The 20,421-nt window shown below is 60.9% G+C and carries 18 protein-coding genes; 8 read left to right on the top strand and 10 right to left on the bottom strand.

All coding sequences use genetic code 11. From position 1 onward, the window contains the following. Nucleotides 1–4: 4 nt before the first annotated feature. The 4 genes from DWB63_RS12230 to DWB63_RS12215 form a co-directional block, all read right to left on the bottom strand. Nucleotides 5–202, bottom strand: a complete 198-nt coding sequence (locus DWB63_RS12230; RefSeq protein WP_128329127.1) for a cation transporter — start codon at nt 200–202, stop codon at nt 5–7. A 53-nt stretch (nt 203–255) separates the two neighbouring features. Continuing rightward, nucleotides 256–684, bottom strand: a complete 429-nt coding sequence (locus tag DWB63_RS12225; RefSeq protein ID WP_128329126.1) for a hypothetical protein — start codon at nt 682–684, stop codon at nt 256–258. A gap of 89 nt (nt 685–773) precedes the next feature. Then, nucleotides 774–3,260 (bottom strand): heavy metal translocating P-type ATPase, encoded by a 2,487-nt coding sequence (locus tag DWB63_RS12220; RefSeq protein ID WP_128329125.1) that lies wholly within the window; start codon nt 3,258–3,260, stop codon nt 774–776. Between the two features lie 70 nt (nt 3,261–3,330). Further along, nucleotides 3,331–3,759 carry a MarR family winged helix-turn-helix transcriptional regulator gene (locus DWB63_RS12215; protein ID WP_128329124.1) on the bottom strand — a complete coding sequence of 143 codons (429 nt, stop codon included), beginning with the start codon at nt 3,757–3,759 and terminating at the stop codon, nt 3,331–3,333. Nucleotides 3,760–3,816: 57 nt separating this feature from the next. Between DWB63_RS12215 and DWB63_RS12210 the strand changes: the two genes are divergently transcribed. Continuing rightward, nucleotides 3,817–4,317, top strand: coding sequence for a GNAT family N-acetyltransferase (locus DWB63_RS12210; RefSeq protein ID WP_128329123.1), 501 nt, complete (start codon nt 3,817–3,819; stop codon nt 4,315–4,317). Here DWB63_RS12210 and recQ read toward each other — a convergent pair. Further along, nucleotides 4,301–6,508, bottom strand: a complete 2,208-nt coding sequence (recQ, locus tag DWB63_RS12205; protein WP_128329122.1) for a DNA helicase RecQ — start codon at nt 6,506–6,508, stop codon at nt 4,301–4,303. The two genes, DWB63_RS12210 and recQ, sit on opposite strands and share 17 nt — an antisense overlap. Nucleotides 6,509–6,955: 447 nt before the next feature. Here recQ and DWB63_RS12200 point away from each other — a divergent pair, with 447 nt between their 5' ends. Continuing rightward, on the top strand, nt 6,956–8,368 hold the full coding sequence (locus tag DWB63_RS12200; protein ID WP_241648837.1) for an MFS transporter: 1,413 nt from the start codon (nt 6,956–6,958) through the stop codon (nt 8,366–8,368). A gap of 42 nt (nt 8,369–8,410) precedes the next feature. On the opposite strand, the gene DWB63_RS12195 is transcribed toward DWB63_RS12200, so the two are convergent. Continuing rightward, the gene (locus DWB63_RS12195) at nt 8,411–8,827 is read right to left on the bottom strand and encodes a hypothetical protein (protein ID WP_128329121.1); all 417 of its coding nucleotides are present in this window, start codon (nt 8,825–8,827) and stop codon (nt 8,411–8,413) included. Between the two features lie 308 nt (nt 8,828–9,135). Between DWB63_RS12195 and DWB63_RS12190 the strand changes: the two genes are divergently transcribed. From DWB63_RS12190 to DWB63_RS12180, 3 genes are all read left to right on the top strand, one after another. After that, complete coding sequence (locus DWB63_RS12190) at nt 9,136–9,984, top strand: sulfide/dihydroorotate dehydrogenase-like FAD/NAD-binding protein (RefSeq protein WP_128329120.1); 849 nt, start codon at nt 9,136–9,138, stop codon at nt 9,982–9,984. Continuing rightward, nucleotides 9,974–11,389, top strand: a complete 1,416-nt coding sequence (gene gltA, locus DWB63_RS12185; protein WP_128329119.1) for an NADPH-dependent glutamate synthase — start codon at nt 9,974–9,976, stop codon at nt 11,387–11,389. The genes DWB63_RS12190 and gltA overlap by 11 nt, the downstream gene beginning before the upstream one ends. 147 nt (nt 11,390–11,536) lie before the next feature. Then, nucleotides 11,537–12,979, top strand: coding sequence for a DUF1566 domain-containing protein (locus DWB63_RS12180; protein WP_241648836.1), 1,443 nt, complete (start codon nt 11,537–11,539; stop codon nt 12,977–12,979). Nucleotides 12,980–13,050: 71 nt separating this feature from the next. Here DWB63_RS12180 and DWB63_RS12175 read toward each other — a convergent pair whose 3' ends face one another. Then, a complete protein-coding gene (locus DWB63_RS12175) occupies nt 13,051–14,403 on the bottom strand; it encodes a TAXI family TRAP transporter solute-binding subunit (RefSeq protein ID WP_164879880.1) in 1,353 nt (450 codons plus the stop codon). A 198-nt stretch (nt 14,404–14,601) separates the two neighbouring features. Here DWB63_RS12175 and DWB63_RS12170 point away from each other — a divergent pair, with 198 nt between their 5' ends. Next, nucleotides 14,602–15,474, top strand: coding sequence for a LytTR family DNA-binding domain-containing protein (locus DWB63_RS12170; protein ID WP_128329116.1), 873 nt, complete (start codon nt 14,602–14,604; stop codon nt 15,472–15,474). A gap of 113 nt (nt 15,475–15,587) precedes the next feature. Continuing rightward, nucleotides 15,588–17,504, top strand: a complete 1,917-nt coding sequence (gene acs / locus DWB63_RS12165) for an acetate--CoA ligase (RefSeq protein ID WP_128329115.1) — start codon at nt 15,588–15,590, stop codon at nt 17,502–17,504. A 122-nt stretch (nt 17,505–17,626) separates the two neighbouring features. Here acs and DWB63_RS12160 read toward each other — a convergent pair whose 3' ends face one another. Then, entirely contained in the window at nt 17,627–18,253 is a 627-nt protein-coding gene (locus tag DWB63_RS12160; RefSeq protein WP_347231972.1) for a lactate utilization protein, read from the bottom strand. A 117-nt stretch (nt 18,254–18,370) separates the two neighbouring features. Between DWB63_RS12160 and DWB63_RS12155 the strand changes: the two genes are divergently transcribed. Further along, nucleotides 18,371–19,096, top strand: a complete 726-nt coding sequence (locus DWB63_RS12155) for a metallophosphoesterase family protein (protein ID WP_128329113.1) — start codon at nt 18,371–18,373, stop codon at nt 19,094–19,096. Nucleotides 19,097–19,100: 4 nt separating this feature from the next. Here DWB63_RS12155 and DWB63_RS12150 read toward each other — a convergent pair whose 3' ends face one another. Together DWB63_RS12150 and DWB63_RS12145 are read right to left on the bottom strand one after the other, a co-directional pair. Continuing rightward, nucleotides 19,101–19,673 carry an OmpA family protein gene (locus tag DWB63_RS12150; RefSeq protein ID WP_128329112.1) on the bottom strand — a complete coding sequence of 191 codons (573 nt, stop codon included), beginning with the start codon at nt 19,671–19,673 and terminating at the stop codon, nt 19,101–19,103. Between the two features lie 9 nt (nt 19,674–19,682). Then, the gene (locus tag DWB63_RS12145; RefSeq protein ID WP_164879879.1) at nt 19,683–20,192 is read right to left on the bottom strand and encodes a FecR domain-containing protein; all 510 of its coding nucleotides are present in this window, start codon (nt 20,190–20,192) and stop codon (nt 19,683–19,685) included. Between the last annotated feature and the right edge of the window lie 229 nt (nt 20,193–20,421).

Here is a 20,421-nt window from a genome sequence, read left to right as displayed (position 1 = left end):
GCGTTTAGCCTACGTACTCGAAGCCGATCTTGGTGATGGCATCCTTGATGACGTTCATGTCGATGGGCGTGTTTTCCGCATAGGTCACGTCGCCGGACAGGAGGTCGACGGACACGTCGGTTGCCCCGATTTTCTCCATGGTTTCGGTCACGGATTTCACGCAATGCTGGCAGCTCATGCCTTTGACTTTGATGACGGGCATAGGGTCGCTCCTTGTTTCTGAGTTGGTGCCGGTTTTGGCTTCGGGCTCCGAGGCTACAGCGCTTCAAGGTCCATGTTGTCCACAATGGCGGTCATGTCGGCGGCGGTCAGGTCGGTTTCCGATTCCATGCCGGGCATCAGCAGGATGGTCAGGCTCTTTTCCGTGTCGAGCAGGATCATCAGTCCGCCGGAACCGGGCATGGCTTCGAAGAAATAGGCTGTGCGGCCCTGGTAGTCCAGTTGCTCGGCATCCGCCATTTGCGGGTCCTGATCGGAGGCCAGGGTGAACTGGTAGTTGAGGTCGCCGGCCTGTATGCTTACGAAGGCTCCTGCATCGTCCGCCGAGGCGTTGGTCATCTGCCCGTCGGGCACGGCCTTGGCGGCTTGGGCCTTGAGGGCGGACAGATTCCAGGACTGTGCCAGTGCCGGGGCGCAGAGTCCGAGAAGGGCCAGGAATACCAGCGGGAGGGCTATTTTCTTCATTTCAACTCCGGTATGAAATTACATGGTGAACGGACAAAGCCTTGTTCATACAGAAGGCCGGGGAAGTTGCAAGACAAAAAAGTCCTTCCCTAGTCCCCCTTGAAGAACCGCAGCCTGAGTGCGTTGGACACCACGGTCACCGAGCTCATGGCCATGGCCGTGCCCGCGATCATGGGGTTGAGGGTGGGGCCGCCGAACAGGTGCAGCACCCCTGCCGCCACCGGGATGCCGATGACGTTGAAGGCGAACGCCCAGAACAGGTTCTGCTTGATGTTGCTCATGGTCGCCCGCGACAGGCGCAGGGCCGTGAGCAGGCCGCGCAGGTTCGACTGCATGAGCACCACGTCGCCGGATTCCACGGCCACGTCGATGCCGGAACCCATGGCAATGCCGATGTCCGCCTTGGCCAGCGCAGGCGCGTCGTTGATGCCGTCGCCCACCATGGCCACCTTGCGTCCCTCGTTCTGGAGCCGGGTCACCTCTTCGGCCTTGCGGTCGGGCATGACCCCTGCGATCACCGTGTCGATACCGGCCCGGTCCGCCACCACGCGCGCGTTCACTTCGTTGTCGCCGGTCAGCATGATCGGGGTCAGACCCTCTTTCTTCAGCGCGGCCACCACCTCAGGGGTCTCGTCGCGCATCTCGTCGGCAATGGCGAACAGGGCGTTGAGCTTGTTCTCGGAGGCGAAATAGACCACGGTCGCGCCCTGGTTCTCATAGTGTCCCACGGCCTCTTCGGCAAAGCCGTCCTCGCCGAAATCAAGCCCGTGCTCCTGCATGAAGGCCCAGTTGCCGATCATGACCTCGCGGTAATCGATGGTCGCCTTGATGCCTTTGCCGGGGATGGCCTCGAAGCTGTCCGGTGCAGGCGGGTCGAGGTTCTTTTCCTTTGCGTGTCGGACCATGGCCTGGGCCAGGGGGTGCTCGCTCTGGCTCTCGGCGGCTGCGGCCAGATAGATCGCTTCGGTCTGGGCCATGGTGCCCCGGACCATGGTGATGGCCGCCACTTCGGGCCGACCGTGGGTCAGGGTGCCGGTCTTGTCAAAGACCACGGTGTCCAGTCCGCCCGCTTCCTGCAGGGCCCGGCCCGACTTGATGAGCACGCCGAGCTGCGCGCCCCGTCCGGCGGAGACCATGATGGAGACCGGCGTGGCCAGCCCCATGGCGCATGGGCAGGCAATGACCATGACCGCCACGAAGATGCGTAGGCTGAACGGGAAGCCTGCATCGCCGATGAAATACCAGGCCAGGCCGGAGATCAGGGCAACGGCCATGACCGAGGGCACAAAATAGTAGCTGATGGTGTCTGCCAGGTTGGCGATGGGTGCCTTGGACCCCTGGGCTTCCTGCACCAGTTTGATGATCCGGGCCAGCATGGTGTCGCCCCCCACGCGCTCGGCCTTGATGGTCAGCGCACCCGAGGCATTGAACGTGCCGCCCGCCACGGTGTCGCCTGCGGTCTTGCCCACGGGCATGGGTTCGCCGGTGAGCATGGACTCGTCCACGGATGACCGACCGTCGGTGACCGTGCCGTCCACCGGGATGCGCTCGCCGGGTTTGATCAGGAGCAGGTCGCCCGGCTCCACCTCATCCACCGGGATGGTCGTCTGTTCAGACCCCTTGAGCAGGGTGGCCGTGTCCGGGGCGAGCTTCATCAGGGCCCGGATGGCGTCCGAGGTCTTGAGCTTGCTGTGGGCCTCGAAATATTTGCCCAGGGAGATCATGGCGATGAGCACGGCTGCGGATTCATAATAGAGGTCCATGGCCAGCATGTGCGGGTCGCCCAGGTTCAGGGCCAGGGCAATGGTGTTCCACAGGGAATAGAGAAAGGCCGCGCCCGTGCCCATGGCCACCAGGGAGTCCATGTTCGGGCCGCCCCGGAGCAGGGCCGGGATGCCCTGGAGATAGAAGTTCCGCCCGGTCAGGACCACGGGCAGGGTCAGTCCCAGCTGGACCAGGGCAAAGGTCAGGGGCGAATGCATGGGGTCGAGGAAGGAGGGCAGGGGCATGCCCCACATGTGGCCCATGGACAGGATGAGCAGGGGCAGGGCGAACAGGAAGGCGGGGATCAACGCCCGGCGTTGTGCGGTCAGACGATCCTCTGCCTCGCGGCGGCGCTGTTCGAAGATATTGGCACCGTCGACCCGCACTTCGGAGGTGAACCCGGCGTCGGCAATGGCCTGGCGGATGACCCTGCGGGAGACCTGGGACGGGTCGAAGGAGAAGTGGCCGGTCTCCGCGGCCAGATTGACCGTGGCCGAGTCCACGCCGTCCAGGTTCCCGACCACGCGTTCGATGCGGGCCGAGCAGGAGGCGCAGTGCATGCCGCCCAGGTCGAGGTCCAGGTTCGCGAGGCCGCTGTCATTGGCGAACTCGGCCTCGAAGCCGAGTTCCTTGATGCGTTCACCCACGGCCTGTTCGGTTATGGCGTCCGGGTCAAAGGAGAGGTCCATGGTCTCAGCGGCCAGGTTCACGCTGACCGTGTCCACGCCGTTCATGGTTCCGACCACGCGCTCGATGCGTCCTGAGCAGGCTGCGCAATGCATGCCCTTGATCTGTGCCGTTGTTCTTTTCATGTATAAATTGTCCCGTTTCGTGTTACCCTCGCGGCATATAATGCGCATGGAACCGCCCTTTGGCAAGGGACTAACCGACGAGAATTCCTTCTATGTCCGCCATGGCGGCGAGCAGTCTGTCTCGGGTGCGTTCGTCCAGGCGGGCGAGGACTCCTTGCGCCTGGCCAGCGGCCTGTCGGTGCAGCGAGGCCATGAGTCGGGCCCCCTTGTCAGTCAGGGTCATTTTCTTGATCCGGGCATCCTTTTTTGACGGTGTCGTCTCCACCCATCCCTGCCTGATGAAACCTTTGATAATCCGGCTGACATATCCCTTGTCCAGGCCGAGGCGGCTGCGCAGGTCTCTGGCTGACGAACCCGGGACCTTGTCCATCTCGAACAGGACGCGGGCCTCCGTCAGGCTGACCGGGCTATTGTACATGGTATCCGCCAGCAGGCCGAGATAGTTCGTATAGAACCGGTTGAAATGCCGGAATCGGTCGATCTGGGATGGGGTCGTCATGAGCGTATTTTGGGCAAATAGGTTGACAAAGTCAACCTATTTGCCCATGAACAGGACATGAAAGAGTGTGTCATTCATCCGTACAGTCCCGGCATCACGGAAGACGTGGTGCGGCATCACGCGGCCTATTACAGTAGTAACTGGGGGTTCGACCACCGTTTCGAGGCCCAGGTATCCCGCGAGTTGTCGGAATTCATCACCGGATTCAATCCGCAGTGTGACGGTTTCTGGTGGGCGGGGCTGGGCGACGACTTCGCGGGTGCCGTGGCCGTGGACGGCAGCCGGCACGGGGCGGGACAGGCCCGTGTGCGCTGGTTCATCGTGTCCGAAGCATGTCAGGGACACGGCATCGGCTCCCGGTTATTGGGCCGGGCCATGGATTTTTGCCGCAGCCGGGAATTCGAGGCAGTCCATCTTTGGACTTTTGCCGGTCTGGACGCGGCCCGGACGCTCTATGAGCGCAACGGGTTCCGTTTGACTGCAGAGGTGGAAGGCGACGGCTGGGGTGCCAGGATCATGGAACAGAAATTCGTTTTGCCCCTTACAGGCTTGCCCTGAGGAACCGGAGCAAATCAAAGGAATAGTGTTTGTCCAGGGCCTCGAACACCGGGGTCATGGAAACGATGCCCCGGGCCTGGAAATCCTTGAGGGTGTTGACCACGGTCTTCAGTTCATCATCGGGCAGGCTGACCACGTCCAGATAATCGACCCTGCCCAGCCGCGCGGCCTGACCCAGATGGTTCCAGATCGAAGCCGGTTTGAGGCCGCGCTTCTCGGCCACCCGGTCCAAGTCTCCCAGCTCGATAAACAGATCCAGAGAGGTCTGGGCCGTGGCGGAAAGCTCCTGATCCCTGATCATGCTTTTCTCGTGTCTTTCGCGCAACTCGTCGGGAATCTCGGGGATGGTCGCGGGGCGTCCGTGTTCCGCCTCATGTTCCTTCATGCAGGTCAGAAAGGCTTCGCCATAATGGTTGAGCTTGTTCGTGCCCACCCCGGACATGCATCCCAGGTCTCTGAGGTCTTTCGGGCGGTAACGGACGAATTCCAGCAGGGTCTTGTCCGCGAAAATGGCATAGGGCGGTACGGACTGCGCTTCGGCGACCTTCAGGCGCAGGTCGCGCAGCCGGTCGAACAGGGCTTCGGCCTCCCATGAGGTCAGGATATCCTCGGCCAGGGCCGCAGTGCGCCGCGTCTTCTTTTTGGTCTGCCTGGGCATGACCGGGTCGGTGCGCAGCCTGACTTCCTGCTCGCCCTTGAGCACGGGCCAGGACCGCTCGTTCAGGGTCAGGGCGTTGAACCGTTCCATGTCGACAGAGACCAGGCCCGAGGCCAGCAGCTGGCGGTAGACCGATTTCCATTCATCCTGGCTCAGGTCCTTGCCGATGCCGTAGGTGGACACCCGCTGGTGCCCGAACCGCTTGATGGCGTCGGTCTCGGCCCCGGTCAGCACCTGAACCAGATGGTTGACGCCGAACCGCTGTTCGGTGCGGAAAATATTGGACAGGGCCTTTTGCGCGGCCTCGGTGCCGTTCCATGTGTCCACCGGACTGAGGCAGTTGTCGCAGTTGCCGCACGGCTGTATGTGTTCCCCGAAATACCCCAGCAGGGACTGGCGGCGGCAACCGGCGGTTTCCAGAAAGGCGAACAGCGATCCGAGCTTGGCGTGCTCCACCCGTTTTCGCGTCTCATTGGCCTCGCCCGATTCGATCATGGAGCGCAGCACCGCGATATCCTGCATGCCGTAACACATCCAGGCCGAGGCGGGCAGGCCGTCACGTCCGGCGCGGCCTGTTTCCTGATGGTAGGCTTCCAGGGATTTTGGCGGTTCCAGGTGGCAGACGAAGCGTACGTTGGGCTTGTCCACGCCCATGCCGAAGGCGACCGTGGCCACCATGATCACGCCTTCCTCGCGCATGAACCGGTCCTGGTTTTCATAGCGGACCTGCGAGGACAGCCCCGCGTGGTAGGGCAGGGCGGTGAATCCGTTCTTTTGCAGGAATTCGGCGGTCGAATCCACCTTCTTGCGGCTCAAGCGGTAGACTATGCCCGCGTCTCCGGGGTGGTTGTCGGTGATGAACCGCTTGAGCATGGTGGTGGCGTTCTTCTTGGGCAGCACCGAATAGGTGATGTTGGGCCGGTCGAATCCGGTGGCGAAGACCTTTGCCTGCTCCAGTTGCAGGTTGCGGATGATGTCCGCCTGGGTGGGCTTGTCAGCGGTGGCGGTCAGGGCCAGGCGCGGCACATGGGGGAAACGTTCCTTGATGATGGAAAGCTGCATGTACTCGGGTCGGAAATCGTGCCCCCACTGGGACACGCAGTGCGCCTCGTCAATGGCGAACAGGGCCGGGCTGCTTTGGGAGAGCAGATCGAGAAAGCCGGGTTTGCACAGCCGTTCCGGGGCCACGTAGAGCAGGTCGAGCTGGCCGTTTACCAGCATCTGTTCGATGTCGTAGGCCGTATCCGGGTCCAGCGAGGAATTGAGGCAGGCGGCGCGGACGCCCATCTGGGTCAGCCCCTGCACCTGGTCCTGCATGAGCGCGATCAGCGGGGACACGCAGATTCCCACCCCGTTCCTGAGCATGGCAGGAATCTGGTAGCAGAGCGATTTGCCCCCGCCCGTGGGCATGAGCACCAGCGAGTCGCCGCCGCTCATGGTGTTGTCGATGATCGGTTCCTGCAACCCGATGAACTCGGTGAAGCCGAAGACAGAGGAGAGGATTTCGCGTGGTGAGGTGATGGGGCCTGACATGGGGAGTGAGGGTAGGGGAAAGGGCGTGGGAAGGCAATGAACATGATTCCCTGATTTTTCGGGGAGGGGCCTGTCCATGTTCCATGGACAGGGAAAGCTATGGCGGCTCCATGCGGATGCCGTCAGGGTGCCGACCCTCCGCTGCTTGCATCCGGCTGACCGTTGCTTCCCTCGTAATTCCATGACGGTGCCGCCTCGAACAAAAACAAAAGAATGTGTTTTTTTCGTAAAAAAACAGGGCTGGGGGGTTGGTTTTCGGGCAGTCCGCATTATTAGTGCGGAGGGCGGTGACGTTTGACGACTGCCCGAGATTCCGTGGCCCGAACCTCGGTCCTCTGCGGGACCAGCAGGTGTTGGAGGCTGGTAATAATTCGAATTCCCCGAGTTTGTTGTTATGGATGGGGATACGGGCAATGCCGGACGGCATTGGAAAAACGAGAGGTGTTTTTGGCTGCTTTTGACGAACGCACGACCGGTCTGTGGACCATCACCATATCCCAGTTCGCACTGGTCTTCATGCTTTCCGCCGTGGCCGTGGCGGTTCCTGCCCTTGGACAGGAGTTCGGAGCCAGCGCTTCCCAACTCGGACTGGTGGAATCAGGGTATATTTCAGCAGTGGCCATGCTGCTTTTCCCGGTGACGCGGCTGGCGGACATGATAGGGCGCGGCACCACGTTCGCCCTTGGCATGGCCCTGTTCACGGCGGTCAGTTCCGTGCTTCCCCTGTGCCAGAGCATTACCCAGTTCATTGCCTTGCGCGTCTTCCAGGGCGGAGGCGGAGCCATGATGGTCACCACCGGCCTGGCCATCCTTGCAGACCTGTATCCGGGGCCGGGACGGGCCAGGGCACTGGGCATAGCCTCGGCAGGGGTGTATCTGGGCCTGTCGGCCGGGCCATGGCTGGGCGGGATGATCGTCACCCATTGGGGATGGCGCTGGATTTTCTATGCCGGAGCCATTCCGTGCGCCCTGGCCTTGCTGCTCGCCCTCAAGACGCTGTCGGTCCGGCCCGTTTTCACCCGGGGCGTGAAGTTCGATTGGGGCGGGGCCATTTTCGTCGCCATAGGCATGATCCTGCTTTCGCAGGGCGGTTCGCACCTGCATGACCTGAGCGGCAAGCTGATGCTGGCAGGCGGCCTGCTGTCGCTGGCGAGCTTCGTCCTCTGGGAAAAACATGCCAAGGCCCCGTTGCTGGATATGGTGCTGTTCTCTGACAATCCGTCGTTTTCCCTGGGCAGCGCGGTGCAGTTCATCAGCTATGCCGCGACATTCGGCATCACGTTTCTGCTCTCGCTCTATTTGCAGGTCGCCAGGGGCATGACCGCGAGCGAGGCCGGTTTCATCCTCATGGCCCAGCCGGTCATGCAGGTGGTTTTTTCCCTGATCAGCGGCAAATGGTGCGAGCGCTGGCCGGCCCATCACGTGGCCACGCTGGGCATGTGCCTGGCCACCCTGGCCCTTGGGGGGGCCATGTTCCTCGGAGACAGCGCCTCGTTGCCGTACGTCGCCTGCATACTGGCCCTGTGCGGTGCGGGCAGCGCCATTTTTGCCACCGCCAACATGGCGGTCATCATGGGTGCCGTGACAAAGGAATATTACGGCGTGGCCTCAGCCGTGGTGGCCGGGATGCGGACCACGGGCATGACCGTCAGTCTCGTGTTCATCAGCGGGGTCCTGGCCCTTGTCGTTGGCCCGAAAGCCCTGAATCAGGACACTGCTCCGGCTTTCGTGGTCGCCATGCACATCGCCTTTGTGGTGCTGACCGCGTTCAGTTTTATCGGGGTGGGCATGTCGGCCCGCGCGCGGATGCGTTTGCGCAAAAAGGCATCGGCAGAAGATGCGGACGCGGAGCACGAATAAGAAATGAAGAAGGGCCGCCGGGAATGGCGGTCCTTTGTTCCCCTAGACCACGCTCGCCAGCATGTTTCCGGGCGGGGGAAGGATCTGGGCCGTTGCCTGGGCGTAGGCGTTCATGGCTGTCTTGATTCGGCTTTGAGCGGGTAGGCCGGAGGCGGTCCCGGTGGTTTGGGTCTCTCGATATCGTGCGCCGTCGGCACCGACCTGGGCGCGCAGGCCCTCCACTTCGGCTTCGGTCTCGAAGGCGCGGGCCTTTTCCTTCTTTTCGCGGACGTCGCGGGAAAGGGAGGGGTCGAGGACGGTCGTTTCCTCGCGGTAATCCAGGCCGAACTTGCCCAACCGAAAACCGAACGATGTGGTGGTCGTTCTGGCCTGGGGCTGTACCGATTTCTTCTCGCTGGGCTTTTCAACCAGCGCAGAAGTCTTGCGGTACTGTTCGTTCGCCTGGGAGGATATCCTCACGGGGTTCTCCTACGATCTCGGTGCCTAAGCCTTTTCCTGCGCACAAAAAAAGGCCGTGGCATTGCACATCGCAGCCCGGCCGTCCCTGTGACTTTCGTCACGCTCTGTCCAGAGGGACCCGTGGTTTTCCGCTTCCCGTCCGTGGGAATTGGCAAATCCAAATCTATCAGTCGCTGTGGGTACTATAAGCATTTGCGCAACTTTTGACAACCCGACCTGTTTGGAGCTACTAGCAATGTCCTTGTTGCCGAACATCTTTCGGTGCTTTGCGAGGGAAGGGTGAGATTTCAACCAGTGAGAGAGTCCGCATGGGTTACAAGATCCTGAAAAAAGTAGAGTTGATTCCGGGGCAGACCACCATGATGGTCATCGACGCGCCTCAGATTGCAAAAAAAGCCAAACCCGGCAACTTCGTCATGCTCCGCACCACCGAGCACGGCGAGCGCATTCCCCTGACCATTGCCGATTGCGATGCCGTCAGGGGAACCATTACCATCGTCTATCTGGTGGTGGGAAAGACCTCCGCCGAGATGAATACCCTGAAGGAAGGCGGCGAGTTCATGGATGTGTGCGGTCCGCTCGGCAAGGCCACCCACATCGAGAAGTCGGGCACCGTGGTCTGTGTCGGCGGCGGCACCGGCATCGCGGCCATGCACCACATCGCCAAGGGCCATGTGGCGGCGGGCAATCGCGTCATCGCCATCATCGGCGCGCGCTCCAAGAGCCTGCTGCTTTTCTGCTCCGAACTTTCTTCGTTCTGTCCCGAGGTCCGCATTGCCACGGATGACGGGAGCGAGGGCCATAAGGGGTTCGTCACCGAAGTGCTCAAGGATATTCTGGAGACCGAGGACGAGGTGGCCGAAGTGGTGGCCATCGGTCCGGTTCCCATGATGGAGGCGGTCTGCCGGGTGACCCTTCCGTTCGGGACCAGGACCACGGTGTCGCTCAATTCCATCATGGTGGACGGTATCGGCATGTGCGGTGCCTGTCGCTGCACCGTGGGTGGAAAAACATTGTTCGCCTGCGTTGACGGCCCGGAATTTGACGGCCATCAGGTGGATTTCGCGGAACTGAAGACCCGGCTGTGGCAGTTCAAGGAGCAGGAAGAGGAATCCATGGAATTGTTCAGCAAGGAGTGTCAGTGTCATGGCCGATAAAAAACAGAAGAAAGTTCGGGCCAGGACGCCGATGCCCCATCAGGACCCCGAGGAGCGGGCCCGGAATTTTGAAGAGGTGGCCCTGGGCTACAGCCGAGAACAGGCCATTGTCGAGGCTGAACGCTGTTTGCAGTGCAAGAGGCCCCTGTGTCAGCAGGGCTGTCCTGTCAACATCGACATCAGGTGGTTCATCGCCTGTCTGGTGGACGACGACCTGGAGGGCGCCTTCAACACCATCCGCAGGACCAACTCTTTGCCTGCGGTTTGCGGGCGTGTCTGCCCCCAGGAGACCCAGTGTGAAGGCAGGTGCATCCTCGGCAAGAAGCATGAGCCCGTGGCCATCGGTCGCCTGGAGCGCTATGTGGCCGACAACTACGCCGCGCAGAGCGCCTGCGAAGAGGTGACGGACCTGTCTGTCTGTGCGCTGGAACATGTACATGTGAAGGTCGCCTGCATCGGCTCCGGTCCCTCCTCCCTGACCGTGGCCGGATATCTGGCCGGACGGGGCATCAAGGTGGACGTGTTCGAGGCCCTGCACGAGCCGGGCGGCGTGCTCATCTACGGCATCCCGGAATTTCGTCTGCCCAAGAAGGTCGTTGCCCGTGAACTGGACGGCCTCCGGGAGCTGGGCGTGACCTTCCATACCAATTGGGTGGGCGGCAAGACCGTGACCATTCAGGATCTGCTCAGCCAGGGATACAACGCCATCTTCATCGGTGTGGGCGCAGGCCTGCCCCGTTTCCTGGGCGTTCCCGGCGAAAACCTGGTGGGTGTTTTTTCCGCCAACGAATATCTGACCCGCGTCAACCTGGGCCGCGCCTACGAATTCCCCAACTACGACACCCCGGCCTACAAGGCCCGTCGCGTGGCCGTGCTGGGCGCGGGCAACGTGGCCATGGATGCGGCCCGGACCGCCCTGCGCATGGGGGCCGAAGAGGTGTCCATTGTCTATCGTCGCTCCGAGGACGAAATGCCCGCCCGTCGCGAGGAGATCGATCACGCCATCGAAGAGGGCATCAAGATCCGCTGCCTGTGCGGTCCGGTCTCTTTTCATGGCGACAACCAGGGCCGTTTGAAGGCCCTCACCGTGCAGAAGATGACGCTGGGCGACCCGGACGCGTCCGGCCGCTGCGCTCCGGTCTGTATCGAGGGCGAAACCGAACAGTTCCCCTGCGACATGGCGATCATTGCGGTCGGCACCCGGCCCAACCCGATCCTGTTGGAGGCCACGCCCGATCTGGCCCTGAACAAATGGGGCTACATCGAAGCCGACCCCGAAACCGGCGAGACGAGCATACCCAACGTGTTCGCCGGCGGCGACATAGTCACCGGCGCGGCCACGGTCATCTCGGCCATGGGCGCCGGGCGCCGTGCCGCCAAGGAGATAGCCGACAGGTTGCTGTAGCAAATCCGGAAACTTACCGATCACTCTCCGCCAGTCCGAATCAATCGGGCTGGCGGTTTTTTTGGGCTTGCATAAAGGCGTTGCCGGTGATTGGTTCGTAACCATCAGGCCGAGTTCGGCGATTAAAACTGGATAGGAGATATGAAAATGCGCATCCTTGTTTGTTGGTTGGGGTTGGTCCTGATGGCCGGTCAGGCCTGGCCTGCCTCGTATCCGGTCGTGGACACCGGACAGAACGCCTGTTTCGATGATTCTCGCCAGATATCCTGCCCCCGGCCGGGGGAGGAATTCAACGGTCAGGATTCTCAGTATCAGGGGAATCTTCCACACTATAGAGACAACGGCGACGGCACGGTTTCCGATCTGGTCACCGGGCTTATGTGGGTCAAGGCCAGAGGCAATCCGGTGAGCTGGCAGGAGGGCATGGACGGCGCTGAAGATTGCCGGGCGGGCGGCCATGCTGATTGGCGCGCTCCCACCATCAAGGAATTGTATTCGCTCATGGATTTCAACGGCTGGGTGCAGGCGGACGAGGCCAGTTCCACCGCTTTCATCGACACCCGGTACTTTGATTTCAAGTGGGGGGATACGAAAGCGGGCGCCCGGATCATCGATTGTCAGGACTGGTCGTCGACCGAGTATGCCGGGACCACCATGGGCGGGGCGAAGACCGCGTTCGGCGTGAATTTCGCGGACGGGCGCATCAAGGGATATCCCGTCCGTTCCCGTCAGCAAAAGAGCCGGTACATGCGGTACGTGCGCGGCAACCCCGACTACGGCAAAAACGATTTTCACACGGACGGGGATGGGACAGTGGCCGACCGCGCCACCGGGCTGCTCTGGCAGCAGGCGGATGACGGCAAGACCAGAAACTGGGGGGAGGCCCTGGCCTATTGCGAGAACCTGAATCTTGGCGGGCGCCCGGATTGGCGGCTGCCTTCGGCCAAGGAGCTGCATTCCATAGTGGAGTATTCGCGCAGCCCGAAGACCTCGGATTCGGCGGCCATCGACCCGATCTTTTCGGTCTCGGAAGTGGAATCCTATTTCTGGACCTCTACCACGCATATGGATGGCCCCAAGCCGAGCCATGCGGTCTATATAGCCTTTGGCCGGGCCATGGGGTATTTTTCGCCTCCGAATTCCGGTCAGTCCAAGGCCTTTATCGACGTGCACGGTGCAGGGGCGCAACGCAGCGACCCCAAGTCCGGTGATCCGGGTCGGTATCCGCAGGGCCATGGCCCTCAGGGAGACGACATCCGCATTTTCAACTTCGTGCGTTGCGTGGCCGGGGGCGGGGTGGCCTATTATGAGCCGTCCAATCATCGCATTCCGGCATGGAAGGGCAGGCGCCAATCCATGGGCGATAGCCCGAATATGCGGCAGGGCGGGCAAGGTCAGGGTGTGGGACAGCGGGGGCAGCGTCGTGGACCGCCGCCCGAAGCGTTCACTGCCTGCAAAGGAGTGGCGGTTGGGGATGGTTGCACCGTGCAGACCCCGCACGGCCCGCTCAAAGGGGTCTGCCGCGACACGCCCGAAGGAACGGTTTGCGCCCCCGAAGGTGTGCGGGGCGGGCCGCCGCCCACGCAGTAACCCTTGGACAAAACAAAACCGCCGGATGTCGTCAGACTTCCGGCGGTTCTTGTTTTGGGGTCGGCAGGGGATCAGACCGTGTCCTGCTCCTTGATTTCGCCGGCGATCACTTTCAGCCGTTGTTCGATCATGCGGATATGCAGCCGCAGGGAGTATATGTAGTCGGTGTAGGAAAGGGGAACCGAGGTCTCCAGGACCATGCGGTCCATGTGTTCCAGTTGTTCCAGCATCTTCCGCGCTTCTGCGGGGTCGGTCAGCTCATAGGCTTTCATGTCGAGTTCTTTCAGGTGCTTGTACCACTTGAAAATACGCCGCCGGATCTGCCAGCGGTAGGCGGGCGGTGTGATCTTGAACAGCGGGAAGAGCAGGGTCAGCAGGGGGATGAGCAGGATCTTGAGCCGCTCCGCCGTGATGGCCAACTGGAAGGGAAGGTAGCGCATGAGAAAGGGCGGGCCGGATTTGTAGAAGTTCCGGGCCTCGTCGCTCAAGGGGAAGAGCAGGGCCTCCTTGTTGGGGAAATGGCCGGAGGGGGCGAACATGTCGCCGTCCTTGTGCACGTGATCCGCGGCCAGCAGGAAGAGGTATTTGAGGGCCGGGTGCAAATCCTCCCTGACCACCAGGTTGGCCGTGGGCGCGAGCAGGGTCACATCGCTGTCGGGCAGGTTGTTGATCAGGTCGATGCCGCCCGGGGGCAGTGTCAGCTTCTTGAGATAATGGTGTGTACGGACGTAGGTTTCGGCCCGGTCAAAGGAATACAGTTTGACGGTCTTGTGCGCCAGGCTTAGGTCTTCCACGGCTTGGGAGTTGATCCCGGAGATGGCGAAGAGCGCGTCGATCTTCCGGTCCTGGAGTTGGGGAGCCGCTTCGCTGATCCCTTCCGGTATCAGGGTCGCGGTCTCGGCGGTGATGTCGTTTTCCGCAAGCAGCGTGCTGACCAGATGATGGGTACCGCTGCCCTCTGCGCCTATGGCGACCTTGTGGCCCTTGAGGTCGGCCAGGGTCTTGAGCCGCAGCCGTTTGGAGTGGAAGACCCAGATCGGTTCGTAAAAGAGGCTGCCCAGGCTTTCAAGGTCGGGGTGTTGTTCGGCTGTGGTGATGCCGCCCTGCATGAGCGCGGCCTGCACGTCGGCTTCCGGGTCGTTTATCCGGTTCAGGTTGTCCATGGAGCCTTTGGAGGTGAGGACTTCAAGCTCATATCCGTGTTTCTTGAAGAACTGTGCGTACTGTTTGGCAAAGGCGTAGTAAGCCCCGCCTTCACCACCGGAGACCATGGTGACTTTTTTCGGAGGCAGCGGCTGCACGAATTGGAAGGTCACCCACAGGGCGCCGCCCAGCACGCTGACGGCAGCGCCGTAAATGATGAACGACATGAGGACGTGAGACCGCAGGAATCTGATCAGGCTGTTCAGGTAGGGATTCTTCATAATGGTTGAATGTAGAGAATTCACGGGGCTGGGGCAAGATGCAGCAGCCGGTTTTTTTCTAAAGCATGCATCGGAGGGGGGCAAATTAGAGCCGGATTGTTTGGTGTGTCTCCCAGTCTTGCGAACCCGCACGAATATGCGTAGGGATAAAGGTGCATTGGAGATTTCGTCTTCACCAAACACGGACAGACCAGAAATATGCCCAAGCTGAAAGCCCTGCTCATCCATCCAGACTCCGAGGTTCGCACCGCGTTGCGCGACGTGCTGTCCGAGGTCCCCTTTATCCAGGTGATGGGCGAAGCGGTCTCCGCGTTCGAGGCCATGGAAATGCTTGAATGCATCCACTACGGCGTGTTTTTCGTGGGTGTGGATCTGCCCTGCGATGTTTCGGGCATCGAGATGGCCCAGATGCTGGCTGGACGCAAGAACAAGCCCGCGCTGGTTTTCATCTCGGATTCGGAGAACCAGGCCTATGCCGCATTTGAGCTGGGGGCCACCGATTACCTGCTTTGGCCGCCCGCGCCCGGCCGCATGGCCCGAACCATGGACCGGCTTCAGACCTTCAAGACCCGGTTCCGCGAAGTGCCGCATCCGGCTCCGGCTGCTGACGCCTTCGAGGATGAGGTCGAGGATTCCGACGAGCAGACCGTGAAATTGCCTTTGCCCGAAGAGGAACAGGATTCCTTCCTGGCCGCATTGCAGGCGGCCTGGGGGCAGAGCACCGGGCGCAGGCCCGAGATCGAGAAGCTGGCCGTGACCCAGGACGGGCGCACCATTCTCATTCCCTACGACCAGATTATTTTCGTCGAGGCCTTTGAGGACTATTCCTACGTGCATACGGCCAACCAGAAATTTCTTTCGTCCTATCGGCTCAAGAACCTGGAGGACAGGCTCGGGCCTCACCGCTTTTTCCGTGTGCACCGCAAGTATCTGGTGAACCTGGACATGGTTACCGAAATAGCGAGCATGCCCGGTTCCAACTTCATGCTGCGAACCGCCGGGCGTACGCGTATCGAGCTGCCCATCAGCCGGAGGCGTATAGCTGAATTGAAAAAGATCATCGGCTTGTAACCGTTCAACTCGCCGCTGCTACCGCTGACCGAATAAGGCGGGAGTTGCGTGACGGAGTTGGTATGAATGAGACTCGCAAAACCGGTTTTTCCGGTTGTCGGCGAGGAGGATATATGGACCACTCAGGTGCGATAGATAGTTTGCTCATGGAAGAACGGGTTTTTCGTCCGCTTCCGCAGTTGGTCATTGAAGCCAATGTCAATCCCCAGGAGCTTGATGCGGCGCGCAAGTTCGCCCGCATGGACCCTGTGGGGTACTGGGAAGAGGCCGCCGACGAACTGGACTGGTTCAAGAAGTGGGACCAGGTTCTGGACGACAAGGACGCGCCGTTTTACCGCTGGTTCCCCGGTGCGCGTTGCAACATCGTGTACAACGCCCTGGACCGCCACATCGAGACCGCCAACAAGAACAAGCTCGCCCTGATATGGGAGGGCGAACCCGGCGATCAGCGCAAGTTCACCTATTTCGAACTCTATCGCGAGGTGAACCGTTTCGCCAACGCGCTCCGGTCGCTCGGCATCCGCAAGGGCGATCGGGTGGTCATCTACATGCCGCAGATTCCCGAGACCCTCATCGCCATGCTGGCCTCGGCCAAGATCGGGGCCGTCCATTCGGTGGTGTTCGCCGGGTTTTCGGCCAAGGCGCTGAGGCAGCGCATCAACGATGCCCAGGCCAAGCTGCTCATCACGGCGGACGGGTTCTACCGCAACGGCAAGATCATCAGCATCAAGGAGACCGCGGACGAGGCCCTGATCGGGGCCTGCGCCGACTGCGTGGAGTCCATGGTGGTGGTGCGCCGCTGCAACATCGGCGTGGACATGGTCGACGGCCGCGATTTTCATTACGAGGACCTGGTGCGTCAGGAACGCAACGAGGCTCCCACCGAGGTCATGGACGCGGATGACCCCCTGTTTCTGCTCTATACCTCCGGCACCACGGGCAAGCCCAAGGGCATCGTGCATTCCCACGCCGGATACATGGTCGGCGTGAACCGCACCCTGACCACCGTGTTCGACATCAAGCCCACGGATATTTTTTGGTGCACCGCCGATTCCGGCTGGGTCACCGGCCACAGCGCCGGAGTGTACGGCCCGCTCATGGCAGGCACCACCTCGGTCATGTACGAAGGTCATCCCAATTATCCCCAGGCAGACCGGCTCTGGTCCATTGTGGCCAAATACGGGGTGACCATCTTCTATACCGCGCCGACCATGATCCGCATGCTTATGCGGTTCGGCACCCAGTATCCCAAGCAGCACGACCTTTCCAGCCTCCGTCTGCTGGGCACCGTGGGCGAACCCATTTCGCCCGAGGCATGGATATGGCTCTACAAAGTAATCGGCCGCTCGGAATGCCCGGTGCTCGACACCTGGTGGCAGACCGAGACCGGCATGTTCATGATCTCGCCCCTGCCCATCTCCCTGCTCAAACCCGGTTCGGTGACCAAGGCCCTGCCCGGCGTGGAGGTGGACGTGGTGGACAAGGACGGGAAGCCCGTGCCGCCCGGCAAGGGGGGATTGCTCGTGGTCACTGCGCCATGGCCGTCCATGATGACCGGGTTGTGGAATGACGACGATCGCTACAAGAAGTACTGGGAACAGATTCCCGGTCTGTACTATGCGGGCGACGTGGCCAAGAAGGACGAGGACGGTTACATCTGGATTCAGGGCCGGGCCGACGATGTCATCAACATCGCCGGGCACCGCATCGGGTCCGCCGAGCTTGAGGCCGCCTTCGGCATGCACCCGGCGGTCTGCGAATGCGCGGTAATCGGCGTGCCGGACCAGATCAAGGGCGAGGCCGCCAAGGCATTCGTCCTGCTCAACAACGATTTCACGCCCAACGACGACCTGATCAAGGAACTGAAGAAGACCATCCGCAACGAACTCGGTCCCGTGGCCGTGATCAAGTCCATCGAATTCCGCGACAAACTGCCCAAGACCCGCTCGGGCAAGCTCATGCGCCGCGTGCTCAAGGCAGAGGAATGCGGTTTCGAGATAGGCGACCTGACCGGGCTTGACGACGATTAGAATCCCGGGGAAAGGGGAGGAAAAACTTTTTGAGAAAGGTTTTTCCTCCCCTTTCCCCGGACCCTCATCCCCTCCTTTTCCAAAACTTTCTGGTGCCGCTTCGCGGGGTGTGGCTGTTTTGGTTACAGGCCCAGTTCCTGATCTATCAACACCACTCTGATGCGGCCCTTGGGCCAGCTCTTTTCCGTGATCGTCCAGACGTTGCATATGCGTTCAGGGCTCTTGCATTCCATGCAGCGGCCGGTCTTGGCGCACGGGGTTTTTGCGTTGTGGCGCCTGGCGTTTTGCGGGGCCGCGACCGTGCGGATGCGCTGGATGGCCGCATTGGCGTCCGGCACGATCTTGTTCACGCCCACCGTGATGACGACGTGTTCCGGGCCGAACACAATGCCGCCCACCCGGTTGCCGACCATGTCCAGGTTGACCAGCTTGCCGTTTGTGGTGACCGCGTTGCTTCCTGTCAGGAAGAGGTCGGAAAGCAGGGCCTGGCGGCGGCGCTGGAGAATCTCCGGTCGGTCCACGCCTTGTTCGAAGGTGTCGATGAATTCGATTTCGGGGTCGGCGCGGAAGGCGTCCAGCACCCCTGTCTCCATCAGGGTCAGGGAGTCTCCGAAGGACACGACCCTGGGCATGATCCCAGGAAGGATTTCATTGAGGATGATATCCCGCGCCCCGTCCGGGTTCGGGGTTCGGTACACGGTGAAGCCGTTGGCCGTCAGGGCAGAGACGGTCTGTTCGATGTCGGGCATGTGCATGAGGGTCTCGCTTGATTTTTGATGCTGAACTGCACCGCAAGGACCGGCAAATTGCAAGCATTTTCAGCCGGTGTCTTGCGGTGGAGTCCTCGAAAGGATAGGCTTTTATCCATGACTCTCATCGCCATCATGTCCGATGTCCATGGCAACCTGGAAGCCCTGAAGCAGGTGCTCGACGACCTCCAATCCCATGAAGTGGAGGCGGCCTATTGCCTGGGCGACATGATCGGGTACGGGCCGCAGCCCCAGGAGTGCGTGGACCTGTTGCGCGAGCGCGGGGTGAACTGCACCATGGGCAACCATGAGCAGGGGCTGATCAACATCCATTATCTGCGCCAGTTCAACCAGCCGGCAGCGGATGCCCTGCGCAAGACCCGCGAGATGATCACCGAGGAGACCTACCAATGGCTCGTCTCCCGGCCCAAGGCGATAAAGGCCCATGGTTGCCGGATGGTGCACGGCCTGCCCCCGGATTCGGTCAGCGAGTATCTATGGAAGTACAAGGATGACATGGCCGGGGTGTTCGCCCGGTACAGTGAAGAAATCTGTTTTGTGGGGCACACCCACGCCCTCGTGCGCTTCACCTGCCGGGGGGGGGTATGCGAAAAGCGGCCCCTGCCCCAGGGCGACACCGGGCTTGCGCCCGGTATGCGCCATCTGGTGAATATAGGTTCGGTGGGCCAGCCGCGTGACGGCGACAACCGGGCCAAGTACGGGCTGTTCGATCCGAAGACCCGCATCCTGACCATGCGCTTCATCCCCTACGACATCCGGAAGACCGCCGATCTCATTACTGAGCACGGCTTCAATCGGGGTTTTGCCGACCGTCTCTGGTAGCGGATTATCTGACCAGCACTTCCACTCTTCTGTTTCTCGGTTCCGCCTTGCCGTCCGGTGTGGGAACAAGCGGGTTCTCTTCGCCGTGGGAAGTGGTTTCGATGATTTCTGCGGGTATGCCTGCGGCTTCGAGCAGCTCCTTGACCGCCGTGGCCCGTCGGACCGAAAGGTCATAATTGTACTGCTTTTCTCCGACCGTATCGGTGTGTCCAATGACGGAAACATCGGTGGAGGCGCGGGTGCGATAGCTTTCCATGATTTCGGGGATCAGTGCCTCGGATTCGGGCTTGAGTTTTGCCGAATCGCTGAAAAAGTGCAGCAGGAACCTGGCCGTGGGTTCGGGCTGTGCGGCCAGGGCCTCGCCAAAGGTGGACTGCAGCTCTTGGTCGGACACGGTATACACGTCGTCCTTTCCGCGTACAGCCTGGTTGGCCTGGTTCAGGGTCACGGTTTCACCGCTCTTGGCGGTCACGGTGACTTCGCCGACATGGCCGTCCAGATCGGGCATGAGTACGACGGTCTGGCCGCATCCGGCCAACAGCATGAGACACAGGGCGGTGAGTATGAGTTTCTTCATGATATGCTCCTAATCGACCTTGACGAGAAAACGGGTGCCCCGGATTCCGATGGTGGAGAGCGGCGTTTCAACGCTCATTTTTTCAGGCGAGAGCTTGGCGATCTGCCCGGAAATGTATTGGGCCGTGCCCTTGGTGACGTTGGTCAGAAAGTTCATGTTGTCCTGGGCCGGATCAAAGACGAAGGCGTCGATGCGGACCTGTGAACGCGAACCCAGTGAAAGGAGCGTGTCGTCCCGGAAAATGACCCCCATGGAGGAATCCGCACCCGTTATCAGCGTGTCGCCCTCAAGCAGGTAGTCGCCGACCTTGGCGGGCAACTGCTCTCCGTTGCGGCCGAGGCAGGCCGTGCCGGATACGGTTTTGACCGAGCCGATGGTCTGGGCTCGTTCTGCCGACCGGGCTTCGGTGACCATGGTCAAGGTCATGAGCAGAACAACGGCAAGGACTGCCGCGGTAAACTTTTTCCCAGGGGATGAACTGAAGTCAGGGCGAAGATGCGAAGACCAGCAATATGACATGGGAACCTCCGTGTGATGTTTAGGTATGAGTATGCATTGAAATAGCATTTATTGATAGTATGTCTGTTATTATTTGGGGCAAGGGGCTTGACACCTATACCCGGTATGGGTATATATGAAACGAACAACCCATACCGGGTTCAGGTTATAATATGCCTGATTGCGCATGGTCGATATGGTTCAAGAGTGGATAAATTGTGTTTAACACGTAACATATCAAAGTTGGAGG

It is taken from the genome of Pseudodesulfovibrio sp. S3 (assembly GCF_004025585.1).
Taxonomy (GTDB): domain Bacteria; phylum Desulfobacterota; class Desulfovibrionia; order Desulfovibrionales; family Desulfovibrionaceae; genus Pseudodesulfovibrio.
The sequence above is the reverse complement of the archived record's forward strand: the minus strand, read 5'-3'. Positions and strand labels throughout refer to the sequence as shown.